Source organism: Methylobacterium longum, assembly GCF_022179385.1.
GTDB classification, from domain to species: domain Bacteria; phylum Pseudomonadota; class Alphaproteobacteria; order Rhizobiales; family Beijerinckiaceae; genus Methylobacterium; species Methylobacterium longum.
The window spans coordinates 1-26,149 of record NZ_BPQS01000003.1 but is presented as its reverse complement, the minus strand read 5'-3'; the positions used below and the strand labels follow the sequence as shown (position 1 = coordinate 26,149).

Below are 26,149 nucleotides of genomic sequence, written 5' to 3'. Positions count from 1 at the left end.
GCTACCGAGGCGTCCATCCCTGTCGCAAACAGTCAGGTCGGGGTCTGAGCGACACCACTCTCTAGGTGTGCGCGAATACTCTCAAAGACTTGTCGGAGGAACCCATGAGAGCGGTACATCTCCTTGCGCTCGGTGCAGGTGTCGCGGCAGTCGCGGCGCCGGCCCTGGCCAACGAAAGCGTGATGAAGGGCATCGCCAACCCGGCGGAGCAGGTGCTCCAGACGGTTGATTACGCGAACACCCGTTATTCGAAGCTCGACCAGATCAATGCGTCGAACGTGAAGAACCTCCAGGTCGCCTGGACCTTCTCGACCGGCGTTCTGCGCGGCCACGAGGGCTCGCCGCTCGTCGTCGGCAACATGATGTACGTGCACACGCCGTTCCCGAACATCGTGTACGCCCTCGACCTCGACCACGAGGCGAAGATCGTCTGGAAGTACGAGCCGAAGCAGGATCCGTCCGTGATCCCGGTTATGTGCTGTGACACGGTCAACCGTGGTCTGGCCTACGCCGACGGCACCATCCTCCTGCACCAGGCCGACACCACCCTCGTGTCGCTCGACGCCAAGACCGGCAAGGTCAACTGGTCCGTCGTGAACGGCGACCCGAAGAAGGGCGAGACCAACACCGCCACGGTTCTGCCCGTGAAGGACAAGGTCATCGTTGGCATCTCGGGCGGCGAGTTCGGCGTGCAGTGCCACGTCACGGCCTACGACCTGAAGACCGGCAAGAAGGTGTGGCGCGGCTACTCCGAGGGCCCGGACGACCAGATGCTGGTCGACCCGGAGAAGACCACCTCGCTGGGCAAGCCCGTCGGCAAGGACTCCTCGCTGAAGACCTGGGAAGGCGATCAGTGGAAGACCGGCGGCGGCTGCACCTGGGGCTGGTTCTCGTACGACCCGAAGCTCGACCTGATGTACTACGGCTCGGGCAACCCCTCGACCTGGAACCCCAAGCAGCGTCCGGGCGACAACAAGTGGTCCATGACCATCTGGGCGCGTAACCCGGATACCGGCGTCGCCAAGTGGGTCTACCAGATGACCCCCCACGACGAGTGGGACTACGACGGCATCAACGAGATGATCCTCACGGATCAGAAGGTTGACGGCAAGGAGCAGCCGCTCCTGACCCACTTCGACCGCAACGGCTTCGGCTACACGCTGAACCGCGCGGACGGCAGCCTGCTCGTCGCCGAGAAGTTCGACCCGGCCGTCAACTGGGCGACCAAGGTCGACATGGACAAGGGCTCGAAGAACTACGGCCGGCCGCTGGTCGTGTCGAAGTACTCGACTGAGCAGAACGGTGAGGACACCAACTCCAAGGGCATCTGCCCGGCGGCGCTTGGTACCAAGGATCAGCAGCCTGCTGCCTTCTCGCCGAAGACCAACCTGTTCTACGTGCCCACCAACCACGTCTGCATGGACTACGAGCCGTTCCGGGTGACCTACACCCCGGGCCAGCCCTACGTCGGTGCGACCCTCTCGATGTACCCGGCTCCGAACTCGCACGGCGGCATGGGCAACTTCATCGCGTGGGATGGCGTCAACGGCAAGATCAAGTGGTCCAACGCCGAGCAGTTCTCGGTGTGGTCCGGTGCTCTGGCCACCGCCGGCGACGTGGTGTTCTACGGAACGCTTGAGGGTTACCTGAAGGCGGTCGACGACAAGAGCGGCAAGGAGCTGTTCAAGTTCAAGACCCCGTCGGGCATCATCGGCAACGTGATGACCTACCAGCACAAGGGCAAGCAGTACGTGGGCGTCCTGTCGGGCGTCGGCGGCTGGGCCGGCATCGGCCTCGCGGCCGGCCTGACCGACCCGAACGCCGGCCTCGGCGCGGTGGGTGGCTATGCGGCTCTGTCGCAGTACACCAACCTCGGTGGTCAGCTCACCGTCTTCGCTCTGCCGAACTAATCGGCCGCAGGTGCAAGAGTAAAATAGATGCCGGCGCGGGTTCCCGCGCCGGCATCCTTGTGATTAGACTTAGGCGCAAGAGGCTGCGGCTCGAAGGGAGACGAAAGGCCTCGCTCCAGGGAGACAGATGCGTTGCTCAACCTCAGCACGATCGTAACGCGGCCGGTTATCGCCGCCCTCGCCCTAGCCACCGTTTCCGCGGTGGCCGTACATGCTGAGGATGCCAAGCCTGCCGATCCCGCCCTCGCCAACTCGCTCAACGCGAATGACAAGACGGCCGAGCAGGACGAAAAGCTTTTGAAGAAAGACGCGGCCGTCAAGGTCGAGGACGGCAAGTATGTCGACGCCGAGGGTCACCCCACCTTCCGCGTGACGCAGGACGGCAAGAAGCTCGATTGGTATACCTACTCGGGTTACCGCCGCTATCATGCCGAGTGCCACGTCTGCCACGGCCCCGACGGCATGGGCTCCACCTACGCGCCCGCGCTGAAGGATTCGCTGAAGCACCTCTCCTACGAGGAGTTCATCGGCATCCTGGTCGGCGGCAAGCAGGACGTGAGCGCCGCTGAGCAGAAGGTCATGCCCGCCTTCGGCGACAACAAGAACGTCATGTGCTACTCGGACGACCTCTACGTCTACCTCAAGGCGCGTGCCGCCGGGGCGATCGGGCGTATCCGGCCTTCCGATCACGAGGACAAGCCCGAAACCGCCCGGAAGGCGGAGAAGGAATGCATGGGCGGCTGATGTCGTCCTTCGCACGGATTGCAGCGCTCTGCGCCCTGTCTCTGACAGTGGCGCAGGGTGCCCATGCTCAGCATGTGCCCGATATGGTCACCACGGACGTCCTGCGCGTCTGCGGGGATCCGGGCAACATGCCGTTCTCCGAGCGCAAGGAGGACGGCTTCGAGAACAAGATCGCGGCGATCATCGCCGACGAGTTGAAGGTGAAGGTCCGCTATTATTGGCTGACCCAGGGACCGGGCTTCGTCCGCAATACCCTCGGCACCGGCCTCTGCGACCTCATCATGGGGCAGGCCTTCGGCAGCGACCTCGTTCAGACCACCAATCCCTATTACCGTTCCGCCTATACGCTGGTCACCCGATCGGGGGAGTTCGACGGCATCGAGGCCCTTGACGACCCGCGCCTGAAGGGCAAGAGCATCGGCGTGATCGCCGGTACGCCGCCCGTCAACCGGATGGGCGAGGTCGGGTTGGTGTCCTCCATGAAGGCCTACGCGCCTTACCAGCTCGACCCCTCGCGCAATTATCAGACCGTCGGAGCCGAGATCGTCGGGGCGCTCGCCGCCAAGGAGATCGATGCTGCTGTGCTCTGGGGACCTGCGGCCGGCTGGCTGGCGAAGCAATCCGGGACGGCCATGCGCGTCGTCCCGTTGCTCAGGGAGCCGCAGCGGCCGCCGATGGCCTACCGGATCGCCATGGGCGTTCGGATCGGCGAGAACGACTGGAAGCGGTCGCTCAACACCATTCTGCGCAAGCGGAAGGCGGATATCGATGCGGTTCTGCGCGCATTCGACGTGCCGCTCCTCGATGACGAGGAAAACAAGCTGGCAGAGCCGGGCGAACGCTGACGGACCCGGGACCGCGGAAGTCGGGGTGCTTCGTCATCCCGAAGACGGGCCGCTCAGGCCCGCGCGATACCGGTGCGATCCAGCTTTGCCAAGGCATCGGCGACGCGCTCGCCGCCGATAACGAGGTCCGGGGCGATTTCGGCCAGCGGAACCAGAACGAAAGCCCGCTCGCGGACGAAACGATGCGGAAGGACGAGGCGCGCGTCGTTCACGGCTGCGCCCTCGTAGGCCAGCACGTCGATATCGATCACCCGCGGACCCCAGCGTTCTTCGCGTACGCGACCGAGCTCGTGTTCGATCCGCAGGCATGTATCGAGCAGCCCGTGCGGTTCGAGTTCCGTCTCGACGGCGACCGCACCGTTGAGAAACCATGGCTGGTCGGTCTTGCCCCACGGGGGCGTGCGGTAATCGGCCGAGCGCTTCAAGACGCTGACGCCTGGCGTTGCCGCCAGCCCGGTGACTGCCCGTTCGAGCATGGCAGCCATGTCGCCGACGTTGCTGCCGATGCCGAGATAGGCTTTCACGGGCGGTCCTCGCGGCGGCGCGTGATCTCGACGCTGACGCCGTCCAGAATCGCGGGGACCGGTGCGCTCGGCTTATCGACCCGAACGGTGATTTCCTCGACCAAGGGGAACCCCGTCAGGATGGCCGAGGCGATCGACTCCGCCAGCGCTTCGATCAGATTGAACCGCCGCCCCGTGGCGATATCGACCGTGACCTGCGTCAGGTCCGCGTAGCTCACCGTGCCGGCGACGTCGTCGGAGCCCCCCGCATCGCTCAGGTCGAGACGCGCCTCCAGCGAGAGGTAGAAGCGCTGGCCGAGCACGGCCTCTTCGGGCAGCAGGCCGTGCCGACCGAACACCGCGATGCGGCTGACACGGATCAGGTCGCGTCCCATGCTCACCGGCCCTCCGGCCGCATCACGGCATCGACCACTCGCATCGCGTCGATGTGCGCAGCCACGTCGTGAACGCGGACGATATCGGCTCCCAGCGTGGCCGCGAGCGCATGCGCGGCCAGGGATCCGTGAAGCCGGTCTGCCGGACGGGTCTCGCGATCGTGCAGGCGTCCGAGGAGCGACTTGCGGGAGACGCCGACCAGGACCGGAAAGCCCAGGGCGCGGATCTCGGGGAGCCGGCGCAGCGCTTCGAGGTGCTGCGTCCACGTCTTGCCGAAGCCGACGCCCGGGTCGAGCACGATTTCGGAATCCGGGATGCCTGCGCGATGCGCGATGGCGAGCGACCGTTCGAAGAAGGCCAGCATGTCGGCGACGATGTCGAGATCCGCCTCGATGGTCTCGCGGTTGTGCATGATGATGACCGGAGCGCCGTGCGCGGCAGCCACGGAGGCGATGTCGGGCTCGCGCTGAAGACCCCAGACATCGTTCACGATCCGGGCGCCGGCTTCCAGGGCGACCCGCGCCGTGGACGCCTTGTAGGTGTCGATGGAGATCGGCACCGCAAGCCGCGGAGCGACGGCCCGGATCACCGGAAGCACGCGCGCCTGCTCCTCGTCGGCCGGGACCGGAACGTGACCGGGCCTCGTCGACTCGCCGCCGACATCGAGAATCGCCGCACCCTCCGCCACAAGCCGCTCGGCCTGCGCCACGGCCTCCTGCTCCCCGGCGAACAGACCGCCATCCGAGAAGGAGTCCGGCGTGACGTTGAGGATGCCCATGACCAGCGTGCGCCCTCCGAGATCGGGCAGCAGGTCGGACAGGCCGGAGGAGGGGGTCACGGAGCGGGTCCCGTTCTTGAACGCGGTTCGGGAGCCGGTGTGCGCGAATCGCACGGCCGGCGCAACGCCGGCCGGCGTGATCCCGCGGTCAGCCGCGGTAGCAGCGGATCTCGGCCTCGGCCTGGGCGCGGCGGAGGTCGGCGACCTTGTCGTCGAAGATCTTGGTCGACTTGAACTCGTTGGCGCGATTCCCCACGCCCTGACGCATGGACAGGACCGTGCTGGCCTGAACGTACTTGTCGTAGGGCAGGATCGCGGCCAGCTGGTCGAGCGAGCAGGAGCATTTCTGCAGGCTTTCGCGGGTCTGACCGTTGGCCGCCATGCAGCCGAACACGTAATCGACCCGCGCGTCGGTGGGGTAATCGTTGTCGTCGGCCGCACGGACGGCCAGGCCCGACAGGGTCAGGGCCAGAGCCGCCAGCGCGCCGCGTTCAGCCAGCCTTCTGATCATAGTTCAGCTTCTCCTCAAGTAGCTCGCCGCCGTCCTTGCTCTTGGAGGACGCCTCGATCGAGACGATCTCGCCGGGTACGGAGGGTGCGGTGACGAACGTGTAGGTCATGTCGTCGAGCCCGCGCATGCGCTGCGCCATCGAGTCGCCTTCGAAGGGCTTGGTGACGACGCGCCAGCCGTCGACATCCCGACCACCGACGCTCACCTTCGTGGGCGTCACGGTGGCTTTCTCGCGCAGACCCTTCCGGATCGCGAGCTTCAGGTAGCGGGGGTTGGCCTCCAGGACCTTCGCCAACGACTTCAGGTGATTTTCGAGGAAGAGCGAGACGACCGGATTGCCGGCCATATCCTCGAAGGGCCCGGCGGGCACGCGGTTCAGCCCCGAGAACATGGTCACGGTAATGTCGCGGGCCTCGGGGCTCTTGCCCGGCTCCAGCTTCAGCTTGAGCGTGTCCTCGAGAGGCGCTCCGAACGGACCCTTGGCGATGCCGGAGCGCCGGAGATAGTCGTACGTGATGGTCGAGCCGGGTGCCGCGTTCTTCATGTGCGGCTGATCGAACAGAAGGTCGGAGGCGCTGGGCGCCGCCGCGGCATTGGCCTGCGTCACGGTGGCGGGTTTCGGGGCATCCTCGGCGAGAGCCGGCAGCGCGGCCAGCACCAGCGCGACGGTGGTCGTGGCAAGAACTCTCACGAGTCGACTTCCTCCTTGAGCGGCGATCGAACGTTGCTGCCGATCGTCCGATAGATGTAATCGGGCGGGGTTTCGGCCGCCTCCTCCGTGGCGAGCGCGCGCACCTTGGCGTGGAGCGGCGACAACGAACAGGCCGGATCGGTGGCCGCTGCGTCACCGGCGAGCGCCAGAGCTTGGCAGCGGCAGCCGCCCCAATCCTTCTCCCGACGGTCACAGGAGCGGCACGGCTCCTTCATCCAGTCGGTACCGCGATAGGCCGTGAAGGCCGGCGCGTCGCGCCAGATGTCGCCCAGCGAATGGTCGTTGACGTTCCAGAATTCCAGACCCGGAATCGTCTCCGCGGCGTGACAGGGCAGGACCTTGCCCTGCGGCGTCACGTTCATCAGCTTGCGGCCCCAGCCACCCGCGCAGGCCTTCGGGTATTTGGCGTAGTAATCCGGCACGACCAGATCGATGACCAGCTGACCTTTGAGACGTTCCCGGGCGGCCTCGACGATGCGGATCGACTCATCGACCTGCGCCTTGTCGGGCATCAGCGCGGCGCGATTGACGTAGGCCCAGCCGTAATACTGCGTGTGCGCGACCTCGAGGCGCTTGGCGCCCATCTTCACCGCGAGATCGATGAAGCCCGAGACCTCGTGGATGTTGCCGCGGTGGATGACGGAATTGAGCGTCAGCGGCAGCCCGAGTTCGACCACCTTGGCGGCGAACGCGAACTTCTGCGGCTGCGCATTCTTCAGGCCACCGATCTTCTCGGCGTTCTGGGCGTCCACGCCCTGGACCGAGAGCTGCACGTGATCGAGGCCGACATCGTAGAGCGCCTGGAGCTTCGCCAGCGCACCGCCGACGCCTGACGTGATCAGGTTCGAATACAGGCCCAGATCGGCGCAGGTCTTGGTGATCTCGACGATGTCGTTGCGTGCCGTCGGCTCGCCGCCGGAGAGGTGGACATGGAGGACACCGAGGCCGGACGCCTCCGTGAGGACGCGCTGCCACGTGGCCGTATCGAGTTCGCCCGAGCGGCGGTCGAGTTCCAGCGGGTTCGAGCAATAGGGGCACCGCAGGGGGCACCGGTGGGTCAGCTCGGCGAGCAGACCGACCGGTGCCGGCACCGCAGGCCGGTTCGGGGTCAGGGCGTTCATCGCTCGAGGACCCGTTTTTCCGCGAGACCATCCAGCATGACCAGGATGTCGGCCTCGATGGCCCGCGGATCGGCCGCGTAGGTTCGGCCCAGCTCGTCGGCGATATCGGCGACGCTGCGGGTGCCGTCCACGAGCTTGAGCACCGCGACGGCGTTGTCGTCGAGATCGAAGGTGCGCTCGGGGGCGAGCAGAACGTACTTGCCGCGGGTCTCGTCGTTGCGCAGCCGCACGCCGCGGGGGAGTCGCGGGCGGTCGGCGGCGGTCATCTTCCCGCCTGCCGCCGCTGCCCGGACCGGTGCGGCATCGGCGACGAGGCCTTCGCCTGGCCGCCACGCGTCCGGGGGGATCATGCCGGGTGCCACGTAGGCGAAGTACAGGGCGTCGAGCTGTGTCCAGAGGACGTTGCACTTGAACGTCAGGGCCGCCATCGCCCGCCGTTGAAGTTCGGGCGTGGTCGCGTGCTGCTTGACGTAGTCCAGGGCGAAATCGGCATCCCGCGGCGCCTGCGTGAGGCGCTTGTCGAAATAGGCCAGCGTGTCCTTGGTGATGAAGTCGTAGTTCTTCAGCATCCCGGCGACGCGCTCGGAAATGATCGTCGGCGAGAACATCTCGGTGAGCGACGAGGCGATCGCTTCCAGCAACGTCTTCTCGGAGACGAAATGGACGTAGGCCTCCACCGAGAATTTTGTCGCCGAGAGGATGCCGCGGGTCGAGAGCACGTAATCGCGGTCGAAACCCACGCCCTCGGCGAGCTTGAGCCAGCGCTCGATGCCGCCATCGCCCTCGTGATCGCCGTCGTGATCGACGATGCGCTGACGCCAGATCCGTCGTAGCGCCGCATCCGTCATCCGGGCGAGCACCGCCGCATCCTTCACCGGGATCATCGCCTGGTAGTAGTAGCGGTTCAGCGCCCAGGCGCGGACCTGATCCTTCGACAGCTTGCCATCGTGCAGCAGCCGGTGAAACGGGTGCAGGTTGTGGTATCGGCGCGCACCGATGTCGCGCAGGGCCGCTTCCAGCTCCTCTGGGCTGAGCAGACGCTGGCTGTCGGCGGCATCGGGTGTCGGGAAGACTGCGTTCATGGCGTGTCCGGCGTCCGTCCTCGGGTCGCGTTTCCTGCTCGTGGTCACGCCCTTGGCCTCGGGGCGCGCTTCTCAGCGTTGGGACGATATAGTGCCGGTGGTGGGCGAGCCCAACCTTCCGTCCCTGCGGCGCGCCCGTTCCCAGCCGCTCGTGCCTGCGGCACAGGGCGCAGGATCTAGAGCGAGAGGCTCAATCCATCGTGCGCCACCGTCCAACCGGACGTCTCGATCTCCGTCCGTTCCCGCGATCCTTCGACGAGCACCGGATTGGTGTTGTTGATGTGCACGAAGATGCGGCGACCGAGATCGACCTGCGCCAGGGCGTCGATCGAGCCGCCCTCGCCGCGCATCGGAACGTGCCCCATGCGCCAGCCGGTCTTCGTTCCGACCCCGGCCCGGATCATGTCGTCGTCGTGCAGCACGGTGCCGTCGAACAGCAACGCGTCGACGCCGGCGATCCGGGCCCGCAGACCATCGGTGACCCGGGCACAGCCGGGAATATACGCGAGGCGCCGGCCCCCGGCCTCGATCAGGGCGCCCACCGTGGTCTCGGTTTCGGCGCCGATCTCCATCGTCTCGTCCTCGAGCCAGAGCGGCACCTTGCCGGGCACGGGGAAGAGGGTGACCGAGAGTCCGGGCAGGGGCTCGAAGACCTGATCCATGCCGATTGCCTGGCGGGCGACCACGCCCTCGGCCATCACGTCGAAGACGCGGTTCGCGCTGACCGAGTCGAGGATGCCGCGGGTGGCGTAGAGCGCGTAGGGCTGGCCCTCGCGCAGCGTGAGCAATCCAGCGACGTGATCGACATCGCCGTTGGTCAGGAGGACGGCGCGGATCGGCGAATGGCGCAGGCCTTCGCGCGGATGCATCTGCGGGTTGTCGAAGAGTTGCTGCCGGATGTCCGGCGACGCGTTGATCAGCAGCCAATCCGATCCGTCGGCGGAGACCGCGATGCTCGACTGCGTCCTGGGCCGCACACGATCCGGCTCGGACCGTGCCAGGGTGCAGATGGGGCAGCGGCAATTCCACTGTGGAAGGCCGCCGCCGGCTGCGGAACCGAGGATCACGACGCGCATGGTGCGGCTCCCGAGATCCCCGGCCCGTTAAACTCAGTTGAAGGTGTCGATCTCGGCCGACTCGTAGCTCGTCACTTCCATGCCGACGCAGATCTCGGACACGATCGGGGCAGCCCACTTCATGGTGTTTCTCCTTGGCGACATCTACACCGAGCGTCACGCGGTTCCTAAGAGGACCCTAAGACACTGATGGCGCTCTCATTTCTGGCGCGGGAGAGGTATCGACGATTCAGCAGCGCGCTTCAAGCACTAAGTTGCCGGATCCTCCCAAATTTTTCGTGAGAGACTTCCTAAATGCCCGGAAACCATCGAGAAATGCGCGCGGGTGCGACTTAAGTACAGTGGCTCACTGGCGGAAGTCGGGTCCGCGCAGCTCCAGCATGAAGCCTTTGCCCCGTACCGTCACCAGAACCGGGCCTCCGTAGCGGATGAAATCCGCCATCTTGGAGCGCAGGTAGCCGATATAGACGTCGACCACGTTGAGGGACAGGCCACCCTGGCTCGCCCAGAGGCGGTCGAAGATGTCGGCCCGGGAAACCGGCTTTCCGATGCTCTCCATCAGCATGGCGAGCAGGTCGGCTTCGCGCGGCGTCAGGCGGGCACTGGCCTCGCCGCAGCTCGCCTGGCGGGTGTCGAGATCGAGCATCAGTTTGCCCGCCGTGATGCGTGAACGCGGTGCCTCGGCCTGCTCGCGCCGCATGAGATGCGTGCGCAGGCGCGCCACCAGCTCGTCGAATTCGAACGGCTTGATGATGTAGTCGTCGGCGCCGAGGGCCAGCCCCTCGGCCCGGTCGCGGATCTCGTCCCGGGCGGAGAGGAACAGGATCGCGCCGGGAAAGCCGCCCTCGCGCAGGGAGCGGCAGACGTCGTGGCCGGACCCGTCCGGCAGGTTGATGTCGAGGAGGACGGCGCCCGGTGCCGGGTCGTGCGCTGCCTTGAGCGCCTCATCGACACAGGCCGCCGTACCGACCTCGAATCCTTCCGCCTCCAGTCCCCGAGCGAGAAGCCCCCGGATGTCGACGTCGTCCTCGACGATCAGGATCCGCGTCATGCGGCCGACTCCTTCACCTGCGCGTCGCCGGCCGCGTTCCCGGCCGTCTCCGCAATCCATGCCGGATCGAGCGCGGGCATGTCCAGGCTGACGCGGGCGCCGCGTCCGTCCGGTCCGGAGCCCAGCCGGATCGTGCCGCCGTGCTGTTCGACGATCCAGCGCGCGAGGGCGAGGCCGATACCGAAGCCGGTCTCGTCGGGACCCGCGCTCTTGCCACGCCGGAAACGCTCGAAGAGTTCGGTCTCGGAGGCGCCGAAGCCGGGCCCGTCGTCCGTCACGGTGATGCGTCCGACGGGACCGGGGCCCGGCGTCAGGGCGACCTCGACCCGGCTGACACCGGCGGCGTGGCGCAGGGCGTTGTCCACGAGGCTCTCGACGGTCTGCCGGATCCACTCCCGATCGGCGAGGCACTCCACGTCCCGGGTCCCGGGATCGAGGGTGAGGCCGACGCGGCGGCGGGCGGCTTCCGAAGTCATGTTGTCCACCGCCTCGGACAGGACGAGGGCGAGCCCGAGGGGGCGCCTGTCGAACTCGATCTCGCCGGATTCGGACCGGGCGACGCGCAGCAGGTCCTCGACGCGCAGCTTGAGCCGCTGCGCCCGCTTCTTGATCGTGGCGAAGACCGGTCCCGGATCCGCGCCGCGGGACGCACCGCGAAGGGCGAGGTCGCATTCACCGAGGATGACCGTCAGGGGCGTGCGCAGCTCGTGGCTGACATCGGCGAAGAAGCGCCGGCGGGACTGATCGACGGCTTCAAGACGGGCATTGGCGGCGCGCAGGTCGGCGGTGCGCGCTGCCACGGTGTCCTCGAGCGCGGCCCGATCCGCCGCGACGCGCGACTCCCGCCGCGCCAAGCGCGCGGCCATGCGGTTGACGTTGGTCATCAGCAGGCCGAGTTCGTCCCGCGTCGCGACGGACAGGCGTGTGTCCAGCGCGCCGTGACCGATGGCGCTCGCCGCCCGGCGCACCTCCTCGATGCGGGCCAGGGTCGGCCGCGTGACGCTCCGATAGAGGATCGCGAGGAGTACCAGCGCGGCGGCCACCGCGGAGGCCGCCGCGACGCGCAGGCGCTCCGAGAGGGCGCGGGCCTGCTCGGACCCGAGCGCCATGCTGCGCCGCTCGGCCTCGATCAGGAACGAGAGCGGCTGGCCGGTCATGGCGCCGAAGCCGTTCAGCGCTCCCTTGATGGCGTCCTGGCGCCGTTCCGGCTCCGTCTGCCGGCTGATCAGCGCCACCTGCCGGTCGAGGACGACGCGGGCCGCCCGCAGCTGCGCCATGGGACGCGTGCGCGCCGCGTACTGCATCCGGTCGGCCGGATCGTCGGTCGGCGGGAAACTCCTGGCGAGGGCTTCGTCCACGGTGGTCAGCGCCCGGTCGGCGTTGTCGCGGGCGATCGCCATGGCCTCCGGCTGGTTGTCGGGACTGCCGACGGTTTCCACGGCCGCGAGGCCGAATTGCGTGAGGCGGCCGGACAATTCGGCCAGCAGCTCAAGGCGCCGCTGCGCTTCGAGGGTGCGGTCGACCGTCCGCTCGGCGGCCCCGATCGCCGCCAGCGCGGCGGCCGCGGCCAGCACCACCACGATGGCCGTACCACCGAGCAACAGCGCGAAGCGGACCTTCAGCGAGCGCATGGTGAGTTCCGGGCGTCGCCCGGCCGCGATGGTGATGCAGACCCGGGTCTCAGGACCGGGGCGAGCATGTCATCACTCGCCCATAGAACCAAGGTGCCCTCACAGATCCTTCGGGACGCTGCCCTTGGCGGCGCAGCGCCAGCGCTCGACATGCCATTCGGGATGCGCAGCCTGCCAGGTCGCCAAGGCGCTCTGCGAATTGCGCAGGCACACGAACGGGCTCGATTTCTCGAACGACATCTCGATCCGATCCTCGCGGCAGGTCGAGGGCTGGGCGACGAGGCAGATCGACAGCAGCAACAGCATGGGCGCGCTCCCGGGCTGCCGGCCTCGGACGGGCCGGCTTGGCGGGAAGCATAGGATGCGTCCACGCTCCTTGCCCAGGTGGCGTCAGGCCGCGACCCAGATCTCGCCCTTGGCGATCGTGGCGAGATCGCCCGAGTAGCGACGCAGCGGCCGGCCGAGGAGTTCGGCGTGCTCGGGACTGAGACCGCGCAGGGCCGTGGCCAGCAGGCGCAGGAACACGAGGTCGTGCGTCCCGGTCTCCACGAAGGTCGCGGCCATCCGGCCGTGGGAACCCAGAACGAGCGTCCCGCGACGCATGCCGAGACCCGGATGGTCACCGACCGCGAGGGCCGCCAGGGTACCGGCGATCATGCGCGAACCCGCGAAGGCGCCCGCACGGCCGGCCACGATGGTCCCGCGCCGCATCCGGTCGCCGAGATGGTCGCCCGCCGTCCCGCGGATGATCAGCGTGGCGCCGTCGAGACCCGCCTTGGCGGCGTAGACCGCGCCGCCGGCATGGTCGCCAGCGTCGCCCTCGATCAGGATCGTGCCGCCAGTCGCGCCGGAGGCCGCGTAGGGGCCGGCATTGCCGGTGACCGTCAGGCTGCCCCCCGCCATGCCGGCGCCGAGGCGCTGGCCGACGTCACCGGTCACGCGGATCGTGCCTTCCGAGAGGGCTGCGCCGACGCGGTCCAGACGTTCATGGCCACCCTCGATGATCAGGGTGTCGGAGCCGTCGAGTTTGACGGCGAAACAATCGCCGAGGCGAACGCCCGTCCGGGTGGTTCCGACATTCAGGCGCTCAGCCTCGCTCTGCGAGAGGCCGCTGAGCGCCAACGGGTTGACGGCGAGGAAGTCCAGCCGCTCGGGCGGGGCCGCGCGCAGGATGAGGGTGCTCAAGGCTCAGCCCTCCTTCGTGGCGTCATGCGGCGCGATCAGGTCGCGCAGGTGGTAGTGATGGCGGCCGAGATTACCGCCGTAATTGCCGGCCGTGACCGCGACCAACCCGTGCCTGCTGCCGATTTCCGTGGCGGCGTGCAGGCCCGCGCGCATGGAATCGGACACGCCCTGCGAGGTGAGGGCGTCGATGACGATCTCCAGCACGACGCCGCACTCGGCCGGCAGCGCCGAGCCGGCACGGCCCTTCAGGGTCGGACAATAGGCGTCGTTGGTCGAGGCCATCATGCCCTTCGTCCGGCCACCGACCTTCGAGCCGGAGCGGACGATGCCTCCGGGGAACGGCAGGATCGCGCCGGGCACCGCCTTGGCGGCCTCGACCGCGATCTCCGCCACCTTCAGCGTCTCGGCATGGGTGCGGCCGAGGAACAGCAGGTTGCCGCCGCCGACCGCGCCATCGACGGCGCGGACCGTGTCCTCGCAGAGGAACTCGCCGTCCATCACCGGAATGCGCCAGTAGCGCCGCGCCTTGCCGGTGGCGTCGGGAAGGCGCTTGGCCACCGCGAAGCCGTCGCCGAAATAGCGGATCGCGCCGCCGAGCTTGATCTTGGTCGGCCCATCGACGCCCGCATAGCAGGCGGTGCCCGGACAGGTGAGGATGCACTGGCCGACCCGCTTGATCAGCTGGTCCTTGAGCCCGTTCGGCTCGAAGCCGAAGAGCAGGATGCGTACGCCCGGCCGCCCGTCCGGCGTCTCCTCCGGGGAGAGTTCGGCGTCGATGCCGGCTTCGGCGCCGCAGCCGATCACCGAGGTGGCGAAGCCCGTCATCGTGGTCGCGGCGATCATCGCCCACTTGGCGGTGTCGTTGGTGACGACGATGGCGGTACCGGCCACGTCGAACGCCTCCGCGAAGGTATCGATGACCGGGATGCCGTTGAGGGTGAGATCAGACATCGTTCTTCCCGCGGCTCGCCCCGCTGATCAGGCCCGGCATGGAACCGCCTCGAAGTTCTCGGTGCCCTCACCGAAAGCCGCATCCGGCACGGCGAAGCTGTCGAGCCCTGCGCCGAAGCGCTCCGTCAGGTAGGCATCGGCGCGCTTCTCCATCGCGTGGTCGGATTCCACCGTGAGCGAGAGCGTGCGGCCGGCGCGCCATTCGACCACTTCGCCGTCCTCGACGATCGGTACGCCGTCCTTCAGGACGAGCTTCGCGGCGGTGAACATCGCGGTGCGATCCGTGTCGTCGCCGTAGACCGCGACGTCCGCCCGGGCGCCCGGCCGCAGATGGCCACGGTCGGCGAGGCCCAGGAGCTTGGCGGGTCCAGAACGGGTCAGCTGAGCGATCTCCGAGAGCGAGTACTCGCGCTCGAGACCCGGCAATCCGGAGCGCTCGCCCACGATGGCCGGCAGCGTCGCGATCTCGCGGTCGCGCTCGGACTTGTCCATCAACAGGTGGATGATGCGCGGATACTGGGTGAAGGGTCCGCCGTTCGGATGGTCCGTGGTCAGGATCGTCCGCTCCGGATCGGTGGAGAGCAGCATGATCTCCAGGCCGATCGCCCATTGCAGCGAACTGGTCGGGCCCCGGGGCCGGTACAGGAACGGCACGACGCCGCCGCCCTCGGCATCGCCCGCGTTCAGCACCCACTTCTTCGGCTTCGCGCCCTTCCGGCCCGCGAACTGACGCAGGATGTCGAGGGAGACCGTCACCGTCTGCCCGAACACAACCTGCCCGATGTCGAGCGTGGCGTTCGGATTGTCGCTGATCGCCCGCGCGATCCGCTCGGCGGCCGACCGGAAGCCGCCGGTGCCGGGATTGGCCGGATCGGAGACCCCGTAGGCGTAGAACTGGGCGTGGGCGAAATGGATGCGCCGACCTTCCGCCGCATCGAGAGTGGCCATGAAGCTGTCGTCCGCTCCGGGCAGCCCGAGGTTGTTGCAGTGGACGTGGAGCGGGTGCGGTACGCCGATCGCCTCGACCGCGTCGAGGAGCGATCCCATGATCTGCCGCGTCGTAAGCCCGTAGCAGGGGATCTCCTCGTCCAGCGACAGGCGCAGCGCTCCGTCCTTGAAGGCAGAGGCGCCACCGGCATTGATGCACTTCACTCCGAGGCCGCGCGACTGGGCGACCGACAGGGCGACGAGGTCGCGCACGGCGTTGCCGCCCTGACGGTCCCGGAGGAGCTGGAGGAGCTGGTCGTCGTTGCCCATCACGGTGAGGGCGCCGCGGTCGAGAAGCGGGATGTCGGCGAGTTCGAGCTGCGTCCCAAGCGCGTGGGTCGGCGGCATCGCCGGCTCGACGGCCGTAGTGTAGCCCATCCGCGCATAGGTCGAGCCGATCCAGGCCGCGGCCCCGCCGGCATGGGCGAAGGGGTGGCCGTCGGGCGCCGCCTCACTCACGTAGAGGTCGGGCAGCAGCAGCCGCGACGTGATCACGTTGCCGCCCGCGATGTGCGAATGCACCTCGACGCCGCCCGCCATCACCACGCAGCCCGCCGCATCGATCACCCGGTCGGGCTCGCGGCCCGGCGGATCGATGACGCGGCCGTCCTCGATCCAGACGTCACCGACGGAATCGCGGGACGCGGTCGGATCGACGACGCGCCCGCCCCGAATCACGCTCAGCATGCGGGTTCACTCCTCGACGCGGCCTGATGCGTGCCGACGCGCTCCCTGAGGGCGGCCATCACCGCGGCGGCCGACGGGAGATCCGACGGCGCGGAGGCCGGCCAGAAGGTCAGCGCGGCGCGCTGCTCGTTCCACAAGACGCCACCATGGTCGCGACCGGGCTGGCCGACCGCGATCACCACCTCGGCGTCCTTCGCCTCGCCGTCCGCGACCAGCGCGATCGACGGCACGGCGGACAGCCAGTCCGGCCGCGGCACGGGCACCGCGCCCAGCCACAGCACGGCATCGACCTCACCCGCGGCGACCTGTCGGGCCGCGTCGAAGCGCCAGGGATCGTGCTCCGGCACGCGGCGCCCGAAGCCGCTGCGCGGCGCCTGCCCGGTGAGCCAGGCCGAGACCGGCACCACCGCCCGGTCCTGACCGACGTCGCCGCTGGCGAGGGTGAAGCAGCGTGTCGCCTCGCTCAGGTCCATGGCGAGGCCCTGAAGCATCTCGATTCCGGCCTCGCCCAGTTCGGCCGCATCGTAGAGGAGGACTCCGTACTGCGCGTCGGCCAGCCGGGCAGCGATCTGCCCCGGAAGCGCATCTCCGGCGAGATGGCCGCGGGCGTAGGCGCGCAGCACGCCGACCGCCTCCGGCAGGCCGCCCTCGGCCGGCCACGCCAGCGATGCCGCGGCGTTCGCCCCGACCGCGAGCAGCACGCGGTCCGATCCGGCTGTGCGCCCGCGGGTCGGCTTCGCATCGATCAGCCGCTTCAGGAGCGGCGCCTGCCACGCCGCATCCCCGACGACCAGGATCACGTCGGCGCGACCGACGGCCTCGGCGGGCGTCGTGGTCAGAGCGCCGACCCGGCTCAGCGACCCGAGCTCGGCATAGGTCGCCACCGATCCGGCGGTATCCACCGAGGCGCCGAGGCGTCCCGCGAGATCGTAGGCTGCGCGGATCGCAGCCACGTCGGCGCTGAGGCCGGCGATCACCGGCGCGCGCGCCTTGGCGAGCAGGGATGCGGCCGCCTCGATGGCGGTGTCCGCGTCCGTCGCGCCGCCTTTCACCCAGGCTGCCATGCTCCCTCTCGCAACATTCTTGCTTGGTTTCGGAGCGGGCGACGGCCGTAAGACCGGACGAAGCGGGTTCACCTCATCGGGAGGGTTCCCACCGGATCGGAATGGCTCGCCCGCCCGGCACGACCGGACGGACGGCAAACTCGGCGCGCCGTCGCGGGCCTAGGTTTGCATTCATCCGGCTATCGCGGCAAGGGGGTCCGGCGGCGATGTGCGTCGGGAAGTGGATTGCGCGGGTCGGTTTGCGCCGCTCAGCGTCGTCCCGTGTCGAGTCCCGGATCGCGGTCCGCCGGCGCTGCGTCCAATCCGAAACGAGGGCCCGGCTGCACCTTCATGGCCCCTACGCCCGCAGGGGTGGCGCGACGCAGGACCCGTCCCGGACGCCGGACGGAAGTTGCCGCCGAGCGGATCGAACGAGGCGCGTCCAAGTTGCCCGGCCGACGGGCCTCGTGTGACAAGCGCACCGTGGCTGTGCCGGACCTGTGGGATTCGAGGGATTTGTGTTGGGCGAGGTTCCGGAGCGGAACGAGGGGACTGAGGTCGAAGCCGTGCGGGTCGAGGCGCCGGCGCGGCTGCATTTCGGTTTCCTGGATCTGCATGGCGGGCTCGGCCGCCGCTTCGGCAGCATTGGCCTCGCCATCGATGAGCCGTCCCTCGCCCTGACCGCCCGCCGCGCCGTCAACTCGACCGTCACCGGGCCCGAGGCCGAACGCGTGCGCGGCTATGTCGAGGCGGCCGCCGCCCATCTCCGCCACCGGGGGAATGCCGCCGTCACGGTCGAGCGGGTGATCCCGGCGCATGCCGGTTTCGGTTCGGGGACACAACTGGCCCTGGCGGTCGCGGCGGCGATGGCCCGCCTCGCCGGAGAGCCGTTCGCGCCGGACGCCTTCGCGGCGACCCTGGATCGGGGTAACCGGTCCGGCGTCGGATTGCGGGCATTCACGGACGGCGGCCTGATCGTCGATGGCGGCCGCGGGCCGGACGGCGGGCCGCCCCCCATCATCGCGCGTCTGCCCTATCCTGAAGCCTGGCGGATCGTCCTCCTCCTCGATCCCAGCATGGCCGGGGTACATGGAACGCGCGAGGTCGAGGCGTTCCGTGATCTGCCCCGCTTTCCCGAGGCCCAGGCAGCGGAGATCTGCCGGATCGCGCTGATGCAGGTCCTGCCCGCGGTGGCCCTGGCCGAGCCGCAGGGCTTCGGCGCTGGCATCACCCGCATCCAGACGCTGATCGGCGACCATTTCGCGCCCCATCAGGGCGGCCGATACGCCAGCGCCGCGGTCGCGGGGGCGCTCGAGACCGTCGCCGCACAAGGTCTGTCGGGCTACGGCCAATCCTCCTGGGGACCCACCGGTTTCGTCCTGGTGCCATCCGAAACCGAGGCCCGCGCCGTCGTGGCGAGCCTCGATCGCGGTGGCCAGCTCCGGTTCGTCATCGCCCGGGGCCGCAACAGCGGAGCCGCGGTGACTGGTCCGGCCTGAGCCGCGCGTCCCGGACTTGACCCGGGCCGCGGCTCCGGGTTTGGACGGAGGTCAGACGCACTTGTCGCGCGCCGCACGAGGATTCCATGGCCCGCTCGATCCTCCACATGCTGACGCCGCTCCGGCACATGAGCCCGTTCGACGTGAACATGGCCGTCGATGCCGGCTTCGAGACGGTGGTGACCTACGCCGAGGTCAGCCTCGCCGACGTCGTGTCGCTGACTCAGGATTCGATCTTCTCGCGGGCGCCGGGGGACGGCACCCGCACGGGCATCTTCATCGGCGGCAAGAACGCCGAAGACGCCCTCGACATGGTCGATCGCGCCAAGAAGGCCTTCGTGCCGCCTTTCGTGAACCACGTCTTCGCCGATCCGGCAGGCTCGTTCACCACCGGCGCCGCCATGGTGGCGCAGGTCTCCCGCGCCCTGCGGCAGAAGTTCGGCACTGACCTCCGCGGCAAGCGCATCGTCATCTTCGGCGGTGCGGGCGTCGTCGCCTACGTGGCCGCGGTGATCGGCGCCCTGGAGGGAGCAACCACCGTGTTGGTCGGTCATGACGGCGAAGAGCGGGTGTCCAAGATCGCCTTCACGATGAAATGGCGCTTCGGCATCGAGGTGGGCGCCGTGGATGGAACCACGCCCGAGGATCGCCGCGCCGCCATCCGTGAGGCCGACGTGATCCTCTCCGCTGGGCCGGCCGGCATCCCGATCCTCACGGCGGAGGATCTGAAATTGGCGCCGAAGCTCCTCGTCGCCTCGGACGTCAACGCCGTGCCGCCGGCCGGCATCGCGGGGATCGACGTCAACGCCGTCGACGTGGCCCTGCCCGCCGGCAAGGGCGTCGGCATCGGCGCGCTGGCCGTCGGCAACGTCAAGTACCAGACGCAGCGGCGCCTCTTCGACCGGATGCTCAGCTCCGATACGCCGCTCTGCCTCGATTTCCGCGATGCTTACAGCCTGGCGGTCGAGATCGCCGGCTAGGCATTGCGAGTTTCCGTCGGATGACGGACGCAATCCTGGTCGCCGCCCAGGCCGGGCGCGCCCTGGCCGAGGCGGCGCGACGCGCCGGATTGCGACCCTTCGTGGCCGATCTGTTCGGCGACTCCGACACACGCGCCCTGGCGGACGGCTACCGGGCGCTGCCCGGGCGGTTCGGTGCTGCCTCGAACGCCGAGGCCACGTGCGCCGCCCTGGACGATCTGACGGAAGCCGCAGGAGGTGCGATCGGCCTGATCCTCGGCAGCGGCTTCGAGGATGCTCCCGACCTCGTCGCGCGCCTTGCTGAACGGCACAGGCTGATCGGCGCATCTGCGGGAACCATCGCGGCGCTGAAGGACCCCATGGCCTTCGCGTCTCTCTGCACCCGCCTCGGCGTGCCCCATCCAGCGGTTGCCGCGGGACCGTTGCCGGAGCCGGGGAAGTGGCTGCTGAAGCGCATAGGCGGCAGCGGCGGCAACCACATCCGGCCGGCCACGCGGGGACCGGCGCCGGCCTCTCACTACTTCCAGGCGTGTGTTCCGGGACGACCGCACGCCCTGAACTTCCTCGCCGATGGCCGAACGCTCCGCATCCTCGCCTTGACCGAGCAATGGTGCGCCCCGTCGCCGGTCCGGCCCTACCGATACGCGGGAGCGCTCGCCCGCGGCACGGGCGAGGCGGCGCCGCTCGCCCCCGGCTTAATGGCGACGATCGCCGCCGGGACCGAGCGGATCGTGGCCGCGACCGGGCTGCGCGGCCTCGGCAGCGCCGATGTCCTGGTCGACGGCACCGACTGGTGGCTGACCGAGATCAATCCCCGGCCGGGCGCGACGCTCGACATCCTGGACCGGTTCGCAACACCGCTGCTGACCGCCCACATCGCGGCCTGCCTGGGCACGATGCCGGATCCCGGCCCGCAACCGGCGGGTGCGGCGGCCGCACAGATCTGTTACGCGGACCAGGAGCTTGCGCCTGTCCCGGACCTCGACTGGCCGGACTACGTGCGTGACCGCCCGTGCCCTGGCACGGTCGTCCGCCGCGACGCGCCGCTCTGCACGGTGCTGGCCGAAGGCGTGGACCGGGCGGAGGTGCTCGCCCTGTTGGAAACGCGGATGGCGCGCTTGCGGGTCATCTGCGCGGCGATGACAACACACCCCGAGGAAGCCCTGTGATGAGTGCCAGCCAATCCTATCCCAGCATCAATGCCCTCTCGGCGCCGCTGGTCGAGCGTCTCGTGGCCGACGCCGCAACCCTGCGGCTCTCCGTGTCACAGGATGCGGGCGGCGCCCGGATGGTCGATGCCGGCGCCCAGGCCAGAGGCTCGATCGAGGCGGGCCGACGCATCGCCGAGATCTGCCTCGGCGGCCTCGGCACCGTGACGATCGCGCCGACCGGTCCGATCGCCTCCTGGCCCTACTCGGTGACGGTCCACTCCGCCGACCCGGTCCTCGCCTGCCTGGGGAGCCAGTACGCGGGCTGGAGCCTCGCCGACGAAGCCGGCGATTCCGGCTTCTTCGCCCTGGGCTCGGGGCCCGGCCGGGCGGTCGCCGCCGTGGAAGATCTGTACAAGGAACTCGGCTTCCGCGACTCCGCCACCGGGACCGCCCTCGTTCTCGAGGCGGCCGGCGGGCCGCCGGAGAGCGTGGTCGCCAAGGTCGCCGAGGCTTGCGGCCTACGACCCGAGGACCTGACCTTCATCTTTGCCCCGACCCAAAGCCTCGCCGGCTCCACTCAGGTCGTGGCCCGCGTGCTCGAGGTTGCCCTCCACAAGGCCCACACGGTCGGCTTCGACCTGCACGCCATCGTGGACGGGATCGGCTCCGCGCCGCTGTCGCCCCCGCATCCTGACTTCATCAAGGCGATGGGTCGCACCAACGACGCGATCATCTATGGCGGGCGCGTTCAACTGTTCGTGGATGCCGACGATGCGGACGCCAAGCAGCTCGCCGAGCAGCTGCCCTCCACGACGTCGAGCGACCACGGCGCGCCCTTCGCCGACATCTTCGCCCGGGTGAACGGCGATTTCTACAAGATCGACGGCGCCCTGTTCTCGCCGGCCGAGGCGATCGTCACGTCGATACGCTCGGGGGCTACCTATCGCGGCGGTCGCTTGGAGCCGACGCTGGTGGACGCATCCTTCGCCTGACGAGCGGGTGGGGATCCGGTGGCCGGCGGCGCGGCCGGTGGCCCCGGCCATCGGGGATCCGGCGTGAGCTGCTCCGCCTCTCTCCCTTCCCCGCCTCGGGGCGGGAGCGGATTCGTCCATCGGCCCGCCGCACCTCCTCGCTTCGCCTCCGATTCAGGCCGGCCACGGCCTTGACGATCAGGACCCCCAATGCGCATCGGGCTCGCGGCCGATAACGGCACTTGGCACAAGAACCGGCTGCTCGCGGCGCTGCGCGCGCAGGGGGTCGAGCCGGTGCTGTTCTCGCTCGCCGATGTGGCCGTTGTGACGGGTGGCGGCGAGCCCCTGCGGGTGCCGGGCTTTCTGGATACGCTGCCGGACGGCGTGCTGATGCGGACGATCGCGGGCGGCACCTTCGAGGCCACGACGATGCGCCTCGGCGTGCTGCACGCCCTCGTCGCCGCAGGCGTCACCGTCTGGAACACGCCGACCGCCATCGAGCGCTCCGTCGACAAGGCGGCCACCTCGCTCCTTATCGCCCGCGCCGGCCTTCCGACGCCGGCCACCTGGGTGTTCTCGAAGCGCGAGGCCGCCGCGGCCCTGGTCGCCGACGAGGCGCGTCCGGGCGCGCCCCTCGTCCTCAAGCCCCTGTTCGGGTCGCAGGGCGAGGGTCTCGCGCTGATCGAGCGGCCGGAGGATCTTCCGGACGAGGAGGCGGTGGCACGGGTCTACTACCTCCAGCGCTACGTTCCGCGCCACGACGGACTCTGGCGCGACTACCGGGTCTTCGTCTGCGACGGGCGGGCGATCGCCGGCATGATCCGCGAGGGGGACGGGTGGATCACCAACGTTCATCGCGGGGGGCGTCCGCTGACCTGGGCGATGCCGCGGGTGGCGGCTGAGCTCGCCGAAGCCGCGGCCGCCGCGGTCGGGGTCGATTATTCCGGCGTCGATCTCGTGGAGGACGGGGAGGGCAGCTTCTCGATCCTGGAAGTCAATTCTATGCCGGCTTGGTCGGGACTGCAGACCGTCTGCGAAGCCGACATCGCGGCGGCCGTGGTGCGCGGCTTCCTGTCCGCCGTCCGCGGCGCGAGCCGTCCCCGGCTCGTGGTGGCATGACCGCGCTCGCCCCCGCGCGGATCCGCTCGTTCTATCGGGCCGCCTGCCTGGCGGAGCTCGACGCCCTCAAGCCCGGCAACGTTCATGCCTTCGCCGCCGGCCACCGCATGGTGGTGGCCGACTTCATCACCAGCGCCGACGTGTCGGCCCCGGCCCTGGCGCAGGCGGGGGCGGGCGTCGGTGCGCGCGTCCACGGCGGCGTCGCCGCGACGATGGCGGCGGCAGGCCAGAACACCAATCTCGGCATCCTGCTCCTCTGCGCCCCCCTGGCCGTCGCGGCCGAAGGGGGAGCCTCCGTATCGGCGGTTCTCGGTAGCCTGGACAGCACGGATGCGGAGGCCGTCTACGCCGCGATCCGCCTCGCCAACCCCGGCGGTCTGGGCCGGGCCGGTAAGCACGACGTCGCCGCCGCAGCGCCGACCTCCCTGATGAGCGCGATGGCGGAAGCCGCGGATCGGGACCGCATCGCGCGCGCCTTCGTCAACGGCTTCGCCGACGTGACCGAGATCGGCCTCCCGGCGCTGCATGCGGCGCGGAGCCAGGGGCTCGATCCGGCTTGGTGCACCACCGCGGTCCATCTCGCCTATCTGCGATGGGTGCCGGACAGCCATATCGCTCGCAAGGCAGGGGCGGACGTGGCGGATTCCGTCCGTCGCGAGGCCGAAGCGGCCCTGGCGGGGCTGGATCTCGCGGCCAAGCCGGTCGAGCGGCTTCTCGCCCTGGACACGACGTTGAAGGCGCGCGGCCTCAACCCCGGCACGAGCGCGGATTTCACGGTCGCGACCCTATTCTGGGACGCCCTCGCAACCGCCGGCGCACGATTGGCCTGAACCGCGCGCGGGTTCCGCGGTTCCTCAGACCGGAGGATAGAAATTCCTTCGTGTCAGGGCCTTGCGCGGGTTGTGAGCCGCAGGGCCCCGCTGTAGGGTCCGCCGCGCTGTCCGGCCCAACCGGCTCGGCCCATCCGGCTCGGCCGGCATGGTCGGGCGCCGATAACAAGGATGGCTTCCCGGCCGCGGCACCGCCCGGCGCGCGGCTCTTTTTCGGAATCCAGGGAGAGACACCGAATGGCGAAGATCACCAAGGTTCAGGTCGGCGAAGCACTCGTCGGCGACGGCAACGAGGTCGCCCACATCGATCTCATCATCGGACCGCGCGGTTCGCCGGCCGAGTCGGCTTTCTGCAACGGCCTCGTGAACAACAAGCATGGCTTCACCAGCCTGCTCGCGGTCATCGCGCCGAACCTGCCGTGCAAGCCGAACACCCTGATGTTCAACAAGGTCACCATCAACGACGCCCGTCAGGCCGTCCAGATGTTCGGCCCGGCCCAGCACGGCGTTGCCAAGGCCGTGCAGGACGCGGTGGCTGAGGGCATCATTCCGGCGGACGAGGCCGACGACCTGTTCATCCTGGTCGGCGTGTTCATCCACTGGGAGGCGGCCGACGACGCCAAGATCCAGAAGTACAACTACGAGGCGACCAAGCTGTCGATCCAGCGCGCCGTCAACGGCGAGCCGAAGGCCTCGACCGTCACCGAGCAGCGCAACTCCGCGCAGCACCCCTTCGCCGCCAACGCTTAGATCGGGGACGGTCCTGGGCAGAGCGCGCCTCCGCCCGCACCGCGGGGCCTGCTCCAGCGACTGGCTTCGATCTTCTTAGGCCGATAGGTCCAATCTCGAACGGGACGGCGCAAGCCGTCCCGTTTTTTGTTGTCCGTACCTCGGCCCGCCCGCGGTGAGCGGCTCTGCCCTCGTCGCGGTCCACTCACCGGTCAGCGCGGCGAAGCGTGGCGCTCTGAACGCGTCACGCGCGACACCGGCGGGGCAGTCTGATCCCGTCGCTCGGGATGAAGCCGGATCCGGGCGGTTCGGGGGATCCATCCGGCACATGACCTTTGGCCCCACCACAGCCTGTCGGCGTGGCGAGATGGTCCGGCACAGACGATCTTGAGACGCGGCCCTGCGAGGGGCACCTCGGTGCATGCTCGCCCCCAGACACGACACAGCCTGTACCGTATCGGACATTGCCGCCCCGTCTGTTCAGGGGTTCGGCGGCCGAAGAAGCGCGGCCTGGAACTAAAACCAGTCGTGCAGCGGGCGGGCCGTCGTTCGGCCAGATGGAAACGCAGCAGACCACGCCGCACTTGATGCTGCGATCCTCAAATCTGAAAACATAAGCCTGACCAGCCCCTACTCGGCACAATCCGATGTCGGGAAGATCAGGGCTCGACTTCGATACAGAAGTGCAGGTGATGGCGGCATCTGGCACCGCGTCTTCACCGCCTTCCGGTTCCGATCGGCCGAGCCACGCTTGCCGTTCCTTTCGGTCTCGCCTTCGCCGGCTTGAGCGTCGGGTCGTTCTCATAAGAAAAGGGGCCGCCTTCCGGCGACCCCCTTCCTCGTCTCGACAGGTGACTGGACTTAGAAGTCCATGCCGCCCATGCCGCCGCCCGGCATCGCCGGAGCGGGGCTGTCCTTCTTCGGCGCGTCGGCGACCATCGCCTCGGTGGTCACCAGGAGGCCGGCCACGGAAGCCGCGTCCTGAAGGGCGGTGCGGACGACCTTGGCCGGGTCGACGATGCCGGCCTGGATCATGTCGACGTACTCTTCGGTCTGGGCGTTGAAGCCGTAGGTCTCGGAGCTCGTGTTGTCGGTGATCTTGCCGACCACGATCGAGCCTTCGACGCCCGCGTTCTGGGCGATCTGACGGATCGGGGCCTCGAGGGCCTTAAGCACGATCTTGATGCCGGCCTGGACGTCCGGGATGTCGGACTTCAGCTCGGCGACCGCCTTCTTGGCGCGCAGCAGCGCGGTGCCGCCGCCGGGGACGATGCCTTCCTCGACCGCCGCGCGGGTGGCGTTGAGGGCGTCGTCGACGCGGTCCTTCTTCTCCTTGACCTCGACCTCGGTCGCGCCGCCGACGCGGATCACCGCGACGCCGCCCGCGAGCTTGGCCAGACGCTCCTGCAGCTTCTCACGATCGTAGTCCGAGGTGGTCTCCTCGATCTGCGCCTTGATCTGCGCGATCCGGCCCTCGATGTCGGACTTCTCGCCGACGCCGTCGATGATCGTGGTGTTCTCCTTGTCGATGCGGACGCGCTTGGCGCGGCCGAGCATCGGGAGCGTCACGTTCTCGAGCTTGATGCCGAGATCCTCGGCGATCATCTGGCCCTTGGTCAGGATCGCGATGTCCTCGAGCATCGCCTTGCGGCGATCA

The 26,149-nt window shown here is 68.9% G+C and carries 27 protein-coding genes; 10 read left to right on the top strand and 17 right to left on the bottom strand.

Annotated features, from left to right (window positions below; all coding sequences use genetic code 11):
• The first annotated feature begins 104 nt into the window (after positions 1-104).
• The 3 genes from xoxF1 (at position 105) to xoxJ (ending at position 3,499) form a co-directional block, all read left to right on the top strand.
• Positions 105-1,910 (top strand): lanthanide-dependent methanol dehydrogenase XoxF1, encoded by a 1,806-nt coding sequence (xoxF1, locus tag MFF58_RS03520; protein WP_238285400.1) that lies wholly within the window; start codon positions 105-107, stop codon positions 1,908-1,910.
• Positions 1,911-2,042: 132 nt separating this feature from the next.
• Positions 2,043-2,654: a c-type cytochrome, methanol metabolism-related gene (locus MFF58_RS03515; RefSeq protein ID WP_238285399.1), complete on the top strand. Its 612-nt coding sequence runs from the start codon at positions 2,043-2,045 to the stop codon at positions 2,652-2,654.
• Complete coding sequence (gene xoxJ, locus MFF58_RS03510; RefSeq protein ID WP_238285398.1) at positions 2,639-3,499, top strand: rare earth element methanol dehydrogenase accessory protein XoxJ; 861 nt, start codon at positions 2,639-2,641, stop codon at positions 3,497-3,499. The genes MFF58_RS03515 and xoxJ overlap by 16 nt, the downstream gene beginning before the upstream one ends.
• A gap of 53 nt (positions 3,500-3,552) precedes the next feature.
• Here the strand turns inward: xoxJ and folK are convergent, their stop codons facing one another.
• The 16 genes from folK to MFF58_RS03430 all read right to left on the bottom strand — a co-directional run bounded on the left by folK (position 3,553) and on the right by MFF58_RS03430 (position 17,234).
• On the bottom strand, positions 3,553-4,023 hold the full coding sequence (gene folK / locus MFF58_RS03505; RefSeq protein ID WP_283206423.1) for a 2-amino-4-hydroxy-6-hydroxymethyldihydropteridine diphosphokinase: 471 nt from the start codon (positions 4,021-4,023) through the stop codon (positions 3,553-3,555).
• Positions 4,020-4,397 (bottom strand): dihydroneopterin aldolase, encoded by a 378-nt coding sequence (gene folB / locus MFF58_RS03500; protein WP_238285694.1) that lies wholly within the window; start codon positions 4,395-4,397, stop codon positions 4,020-4,022. The genes folK and folB overlap by 4 nt, the downstream gene beginning before the upstream one ends.
• Before the next feature lie 2 nt (positions 4,398-4,399).
• Positions 4,400-5,236, bottom strand: coding sequence for a dihydropteroate synthase (gene folP, locus MFF58_RS03495; protein ID WP_238285397.1), 837 nt, complete (start codon positions 5,234-5,236; stop codon positions 4,400-4,402).
• A gap of 88 nt (positions 5,237-5,324) precedes the next feature.
• Positions 5,325-5,687 (bottom strand): hypothetical protein, encoded by a 363-nt coding sequence (locus MFF58_RS03490; RefSeq protein ID WP_238285395.1) that lies wholly within the window; start codon positions 5,685-5,687, stop codon positions 5,325-5,327.
• A complete protein-coding gene (locus MFF58_RS03485) occupies positions 5,668-6,378 on the bottom strand; it encodes a hypothetical protein (protein ID WP_238285394.1) in 711 nt (236 codons plus the stop codon). The genes MFF58_RS03490 and MFF58_RS03485 overlap by 20 nt, the downstream gene beginning before the upstream one ends.
• Positions 6,375-7,520 (bottom strand): pyrroloquinoline quinone biosynthesis protein PqqE, encoded by a 1,146-nt coding sequence (gene pqqE, locus MFF58_RS03480; RefSeq protein WP_238285393.1) that lies wholly within the window; start codon positions 7,518-7,520, stop codon positions 6,375-6,377. Before pqqE ends, MFF58_RS03485 begins: the two co-directional genes overlap by 4 nt.
• Positions 7,517-8,602 carry a pyrroloquinoline-quinone synthase PqqC gene (gene pqqC / locus MFF58_RS03475; protein WP_238285392.1) on the bottom strand — a complete coding sequence of 362 codons (1,086 nt, stop codon included), beginning with the start codon at positions 8,600-8,602 and terminating at the stop codon, positions 7,517-7,519. The genes pqqE and pqqC overlap by 4 nt, the downstream gene beginning before the upstream one ends.
• Positions 8,603-8,778: 176 nt before the next feature.
• Positions 8,779-9,678 carry a pyrroloquinoline quinone biosynthesis protein PqqB gene (pqqB, locus tag MFF58_RS03470; RefSeq protein WP_238285391.1) on the bottom strand — a complete coding sequence of 300 codons (900 nt, stop codon included), beginning with the start codon at positions 9,676-9,678 and terminating at the stop codon, positions 8,779-8,781.
• A gap of 33 nt (positions 9,679-9,711) precedes the next feature.
• Positions 9,712-9,801: a pyrroloquinoline quinone precursor peptide PqqA gene (pqqA, locus tag MFF58_RS03465; RefSeq protein WP_012317526.1), complete on the bottom strand. Its 90-nt coding sequence runs from the start codon at positions 9,799-9,801 to the stop codon at positions 9,712-9,714.
• Positions 9,802-10,024: 223 nt separating this feature from the next.
• Positions 10,025-10,729: a response regulator transcription factor gene (locus MFF58_RS03460; protein ID WP_238285390.1), complete on the bottom strand. Its 705-nt coding sequence runs from the start codon at positions 10,727-10,729 to the stop codon at positions 10,025-10,027.
• A complete protein-coding gene (locus tag MFF58_RS03455) occupies positions 10,726-12,360 on the bottom strand; it encodes a sensor histidine kinase (RefSeq protein WP_238285389.1) in 1,635 nt (544 codons plus the stop codon). Before MFF58_RS03455 ends, MFF58_RS03460 begins: the two co-directional genes overlap by 4 nt.
• Positions 12,361-12,459: 99 nt before the next feature.
• Positions 12,460-12,666, bottom strand: coding sequence for a hypothetical protein (locus MFF58_RS03450; protein WP_238285388.1), 207 nt, complete (start codon positions 12,664-12,666; stop codon positions 12,460-12,462).
• A gap of 84 nt (positions 12,667-12,750) precedes the next feature.
• Complete coding sequence (locus MFF58_RS03445) at positions 12,751-13,545, bottom strand: formylmethanofuran dehydrogenase subunit C (protein WP_238285386.1); 795 nt, start codon at positions 13,543-13,545, stop codon at positions 12,751-12,753.
• Between the two features lie 3 nt (positions 13,546-13,548).
• Positions 13,549-14,496, bottom strand: coding sequence for a formylmethanofuran--tetrahydromethanopterin N-formyltransferase (fhcD, locus tag MFF58_RS03440; RefSeq protein WP_238285383.1), 948 nt, complete (start codon positions 14,494-14,496; stop codon positions 13,549-13,551).
• A gap of 27 nt (positions 14,497-14,523) precedes the next feature.
• A complete protein-coding gene (locus MFF58_RS03435) occupies positions 14,524-16,170 on the bottom strand; it encodes a formylmethanofuran dehydrogenase subunit A (RefSeq protein ID WP_238285381.1) in 1,647 nt (548 codons plus the stop codon).
• Positions 16,164-17,234 (bottom strand): molybdopterin-binding domain-containing protein, encoded by a 1,071-nt coding sequence (locus MFF58_RS03430; RefSeq protein ID WP_238285379.1) that lies wholly within the window; start codon positions 17,232-17,234, stop codon positions 16,164-16,166. The genes MFF58_RS03435 and MFF58_RS03430 overlap by 7 nt, the downstream gene beginning before the upstream one ends.
• A gap of 500 nt (positions 17,235-17,734) precedes the next feature.
• On the opposite strand from MFF58_RS03430, the gene MFF58_RS03425 reads away from it, so the two are divergent.
• The 7 genes from MFF58_RS03425 (at position 17,735) to fae (ending at position 24,513) form a co-directional block, all read left to right on the top strand.
• Complete coding sequence (locus tag MFF58_RS03425) at positions 17,735-18,712, top strand: beta-ribofuranosylaminobenzene 5'-phosphate synthase family protein (RefSeq protein WP_238285378.1); 978 nt, start codon at positions 17,735-17,737, stop codon at positions 18,710-18,712.
• Between the two features lie 86 nt (positions 18,713-18,798).
• The gene (locus tag MFF58_RS03420; RefSeq protein ID WP_238285376.1) at positions 18,799-19,692 is read left to right on the top strand and encodes an NAD(P)-dependent methylenetetrahydromethanopterin dehydrogenase; all 894 of its coding nucleotides are present in this window, start codon (positions 18,799-18,801) and stop codon (positions 19,690-19,692) included.
• Positions 19,693-19,712: 20 nt separating this feature from the next.
• A complete protein-coding gene (locus tag MFF58_RS03415; RefSeq protein WP_238285375.1) occupies positions 19,713-20,861 on the top strand; it encodes an ATP-grasp domain-containing protein in 1,149 nt (382 codons plus the stop codon).
• A complete protein-coding gene (mch, locus tag MFF58_RS03410; protein WP_238285374.1) occupies positions 20,861-21,835 on the top strand; it encodes a methenyltetrahydromethanopterin cyclohydrolase in 975 nt (324 codons plus the stop codon). The genes MFF58_RS03415 and mch overlap by 1 nt, the downstream gene beginning before the upstream one ends.
• A 189-nt stretch (positions 21,836-22,024) precedes the next feature.
• A complete protein-coding gene (locus MFF58_RS03405) occupies positions 22,025-22,933 on the top strand; it encodes an ATP-grasp domain-containing protein (protein ID WP_238285373.1) in 909 nt (302 codons plus the stop codon).
• Positions 22,930-23,763 carry a triphosphoribosyl-dephospho-CoA synthase gene (locus MFF58_RS03400; protein WP_238285372.1) on the top strand — a complete coding sequence of 278 codons (834 nt, stop codon included), beginning with the start codon at positions 22,930-22,932 and terminating at the stop codon, positions 23,761-23,763. The genes MFF58_RS03405 and MFF58_RS03400 overlap by 4 nt, the downstream gene beginning before the upstream one ends.
• A 237-nt stretch (positions 23,764-24,000) precedes the next feature.
• On the top strand, positions 24,001-24,513 hold the full coding sequence (gene fae / locus MFF58_RS03395) for a 5,6,7,8-tetrahydromethanopterin hydro-lyase (RefSeq protein WP_238285371.1): 513 nt from the start codon (positions 24,001-24,003) through the stop codon (positions 24,511-24,513).
• An 840-nt stretch (positions 24,514-25,353) separates the two neighbouring features.
• Here fae and groEL read toward each other — a convergent pair.
• Positions 25,354-26,149 (bottom strand): chaperonin GroEL (groEL, locus tag MFF58_RS03390; protein WP_238285344.1); only part of this gene is annotated, 796 nt, incomplete at its 5' end.

What these genes read in the sequence shown, in the direction of transcription:
- folB (WP_238285694.1), bottom strand. Translation starts at nt 4,397, where the DNA reads ATGGGACGCGACCTGATCCGTGTCAGCCGCATCGCGGTGTTCGGTCGG.
- fhcD (WP_238285383.1), bottom strand. Translation starts at nt 14,496, where the DNA reads ATGTCTGATCTCACCCTCAACGGCATCCCGGTCATCGATACCTTCGCG.
- MFF58_RS03490 (WP_238285395.1), bottom strand. Translation starts at nt 5,687, where the DNA reads ATGATCAGAAGGCTGGCTGAACGCGGCGCGCTGGCGGCTCTGGCCCTG.
- pqqE (WP_238285393.1), bottom strand. Translation starts at nt 7,520, where the DNA reads ATGAACGCCCTGACCCCGAACCGGCCTGCGGTGCCGGCACCGGTCGGT.
- mch (WP_238285374.1), top strand. Translation starts at nt 20,861, where the DNA reads ATGAGTGCCAGCCAATCCTATCCCAGCATCAATGCCCTCTCGGCGCCG.
- fae (WP_238285371.1), top strand. Translation starts at nt 24,001, where the DNA reads ATGGCGAAGATCACCAAGGTTCAGGTCGGCGAAGCACTCGTCGGCGAC.
- MFF58_RS03435 (WP_238285381.1), bottom strand. Translation starts at nt 16,170, where the DNA reads ATGCTGAGCGTGATTCGGGGCGGGCGCGTCGTCGATCCGACCGCGTCC.
- xoxJ (WP_238285398.1), top strand. Translation starts at nt 2,639, where the DNA reads ATGCATGGGCGGCTGATGTCGTCCTTCGCACGGATTGCAGCGCTCTGC.
- MFF58_RS03460 (WP_238285390.1), bottom strand. Translation starts at nt 10,729, where the DNA reads ATGACGCGGATCCTGATCGTCGAGGACGACGTCGACATCCGGGGGCTT.
- pqqA (WP_012317526.1), bottom strand. Translation starts at nt 9,801, where the DNA reads ATGAAGTGGGCTGCCCCGATCGTGTCCGAGATCTGCGTCGGCATGGAA.
- MFF58_RS03420 (WP_238285376.1), top strand. Translation starts at nt 18,799, where the DNA reads ATGGCCCGCTCGATCCTCCACATGCTGACGCCGCTCCGGCACATGAGC.
- MFF58_RS03405 (WP_238285373.1), top strand. Translation starts at nt 22,025, where the DNA reads ATGCGCATCGGGCTCGCGGCCGATAACGGCACTTGGCACAAGAACCGG.
- MFF58_RS03455 (WP_238285389.1), bottom strand. Translation starts at nt 12,360, where the DNA reads ATGCGCTCGCTGAAGGTCCGCTTCGCGCTGTTGCTCGGTGGTACGGCC.
- pqqB (WP_238285391.1), bottom strand. Translation starts at nt 9,678, where the DNA reads ATGCGCGTCGTGATCCTCGGTTCCGCAGCCGGCGGCGGCCTTCCACAG.
- xoxF1 (WP_238285400.1), top strand. Translation starts at nt 105, where the DNA reads ATGAGAGCGGTACATCTCCTTGCGCTCGGTGCAGGTGTCGCGGCAGTC.
- MFF58_RS03430 (WP_238285379.1), bottom strand. Translation starts at nt 17,234, where the DNA reads ATGGCAGCCTGGGTGAAAGGCGGCGCGACGGACGCGGACACCGCCATC.
- MFF58_RS03400 (WP_238285372.1), top strand. Translation starts at nt 22,930, where the DNA reads ATGACCGCGCTCGCCCCCGCGCGGATCCGCTCGTTCTATCGGGCCGCC.
- MFF58_RS03415 (WP_238285375.1), top strand. Translation starts at nt 19,713, where the DNA reads ATGACGGACGCAATCCTGGTCGCCGCCCAGGCCGGGCGCGCCCTGGCC.
- MFF58_RS03450 (WP_238285388.1), bottom strand. Translation starts at nt 12,666, where the DNA reads ATGCTGTTGCTGCTGTCGATCTGCCTCGTCGCCCAGCCCTCGACCTGC.
- pqqC (WP_238285392.1), bottom strand. Translation starts at nt 8,602, where the DNA reads ATGAACGCAGTCTTCCCGACACCCGATGCCGCCGACAGCCAGCGTCTG.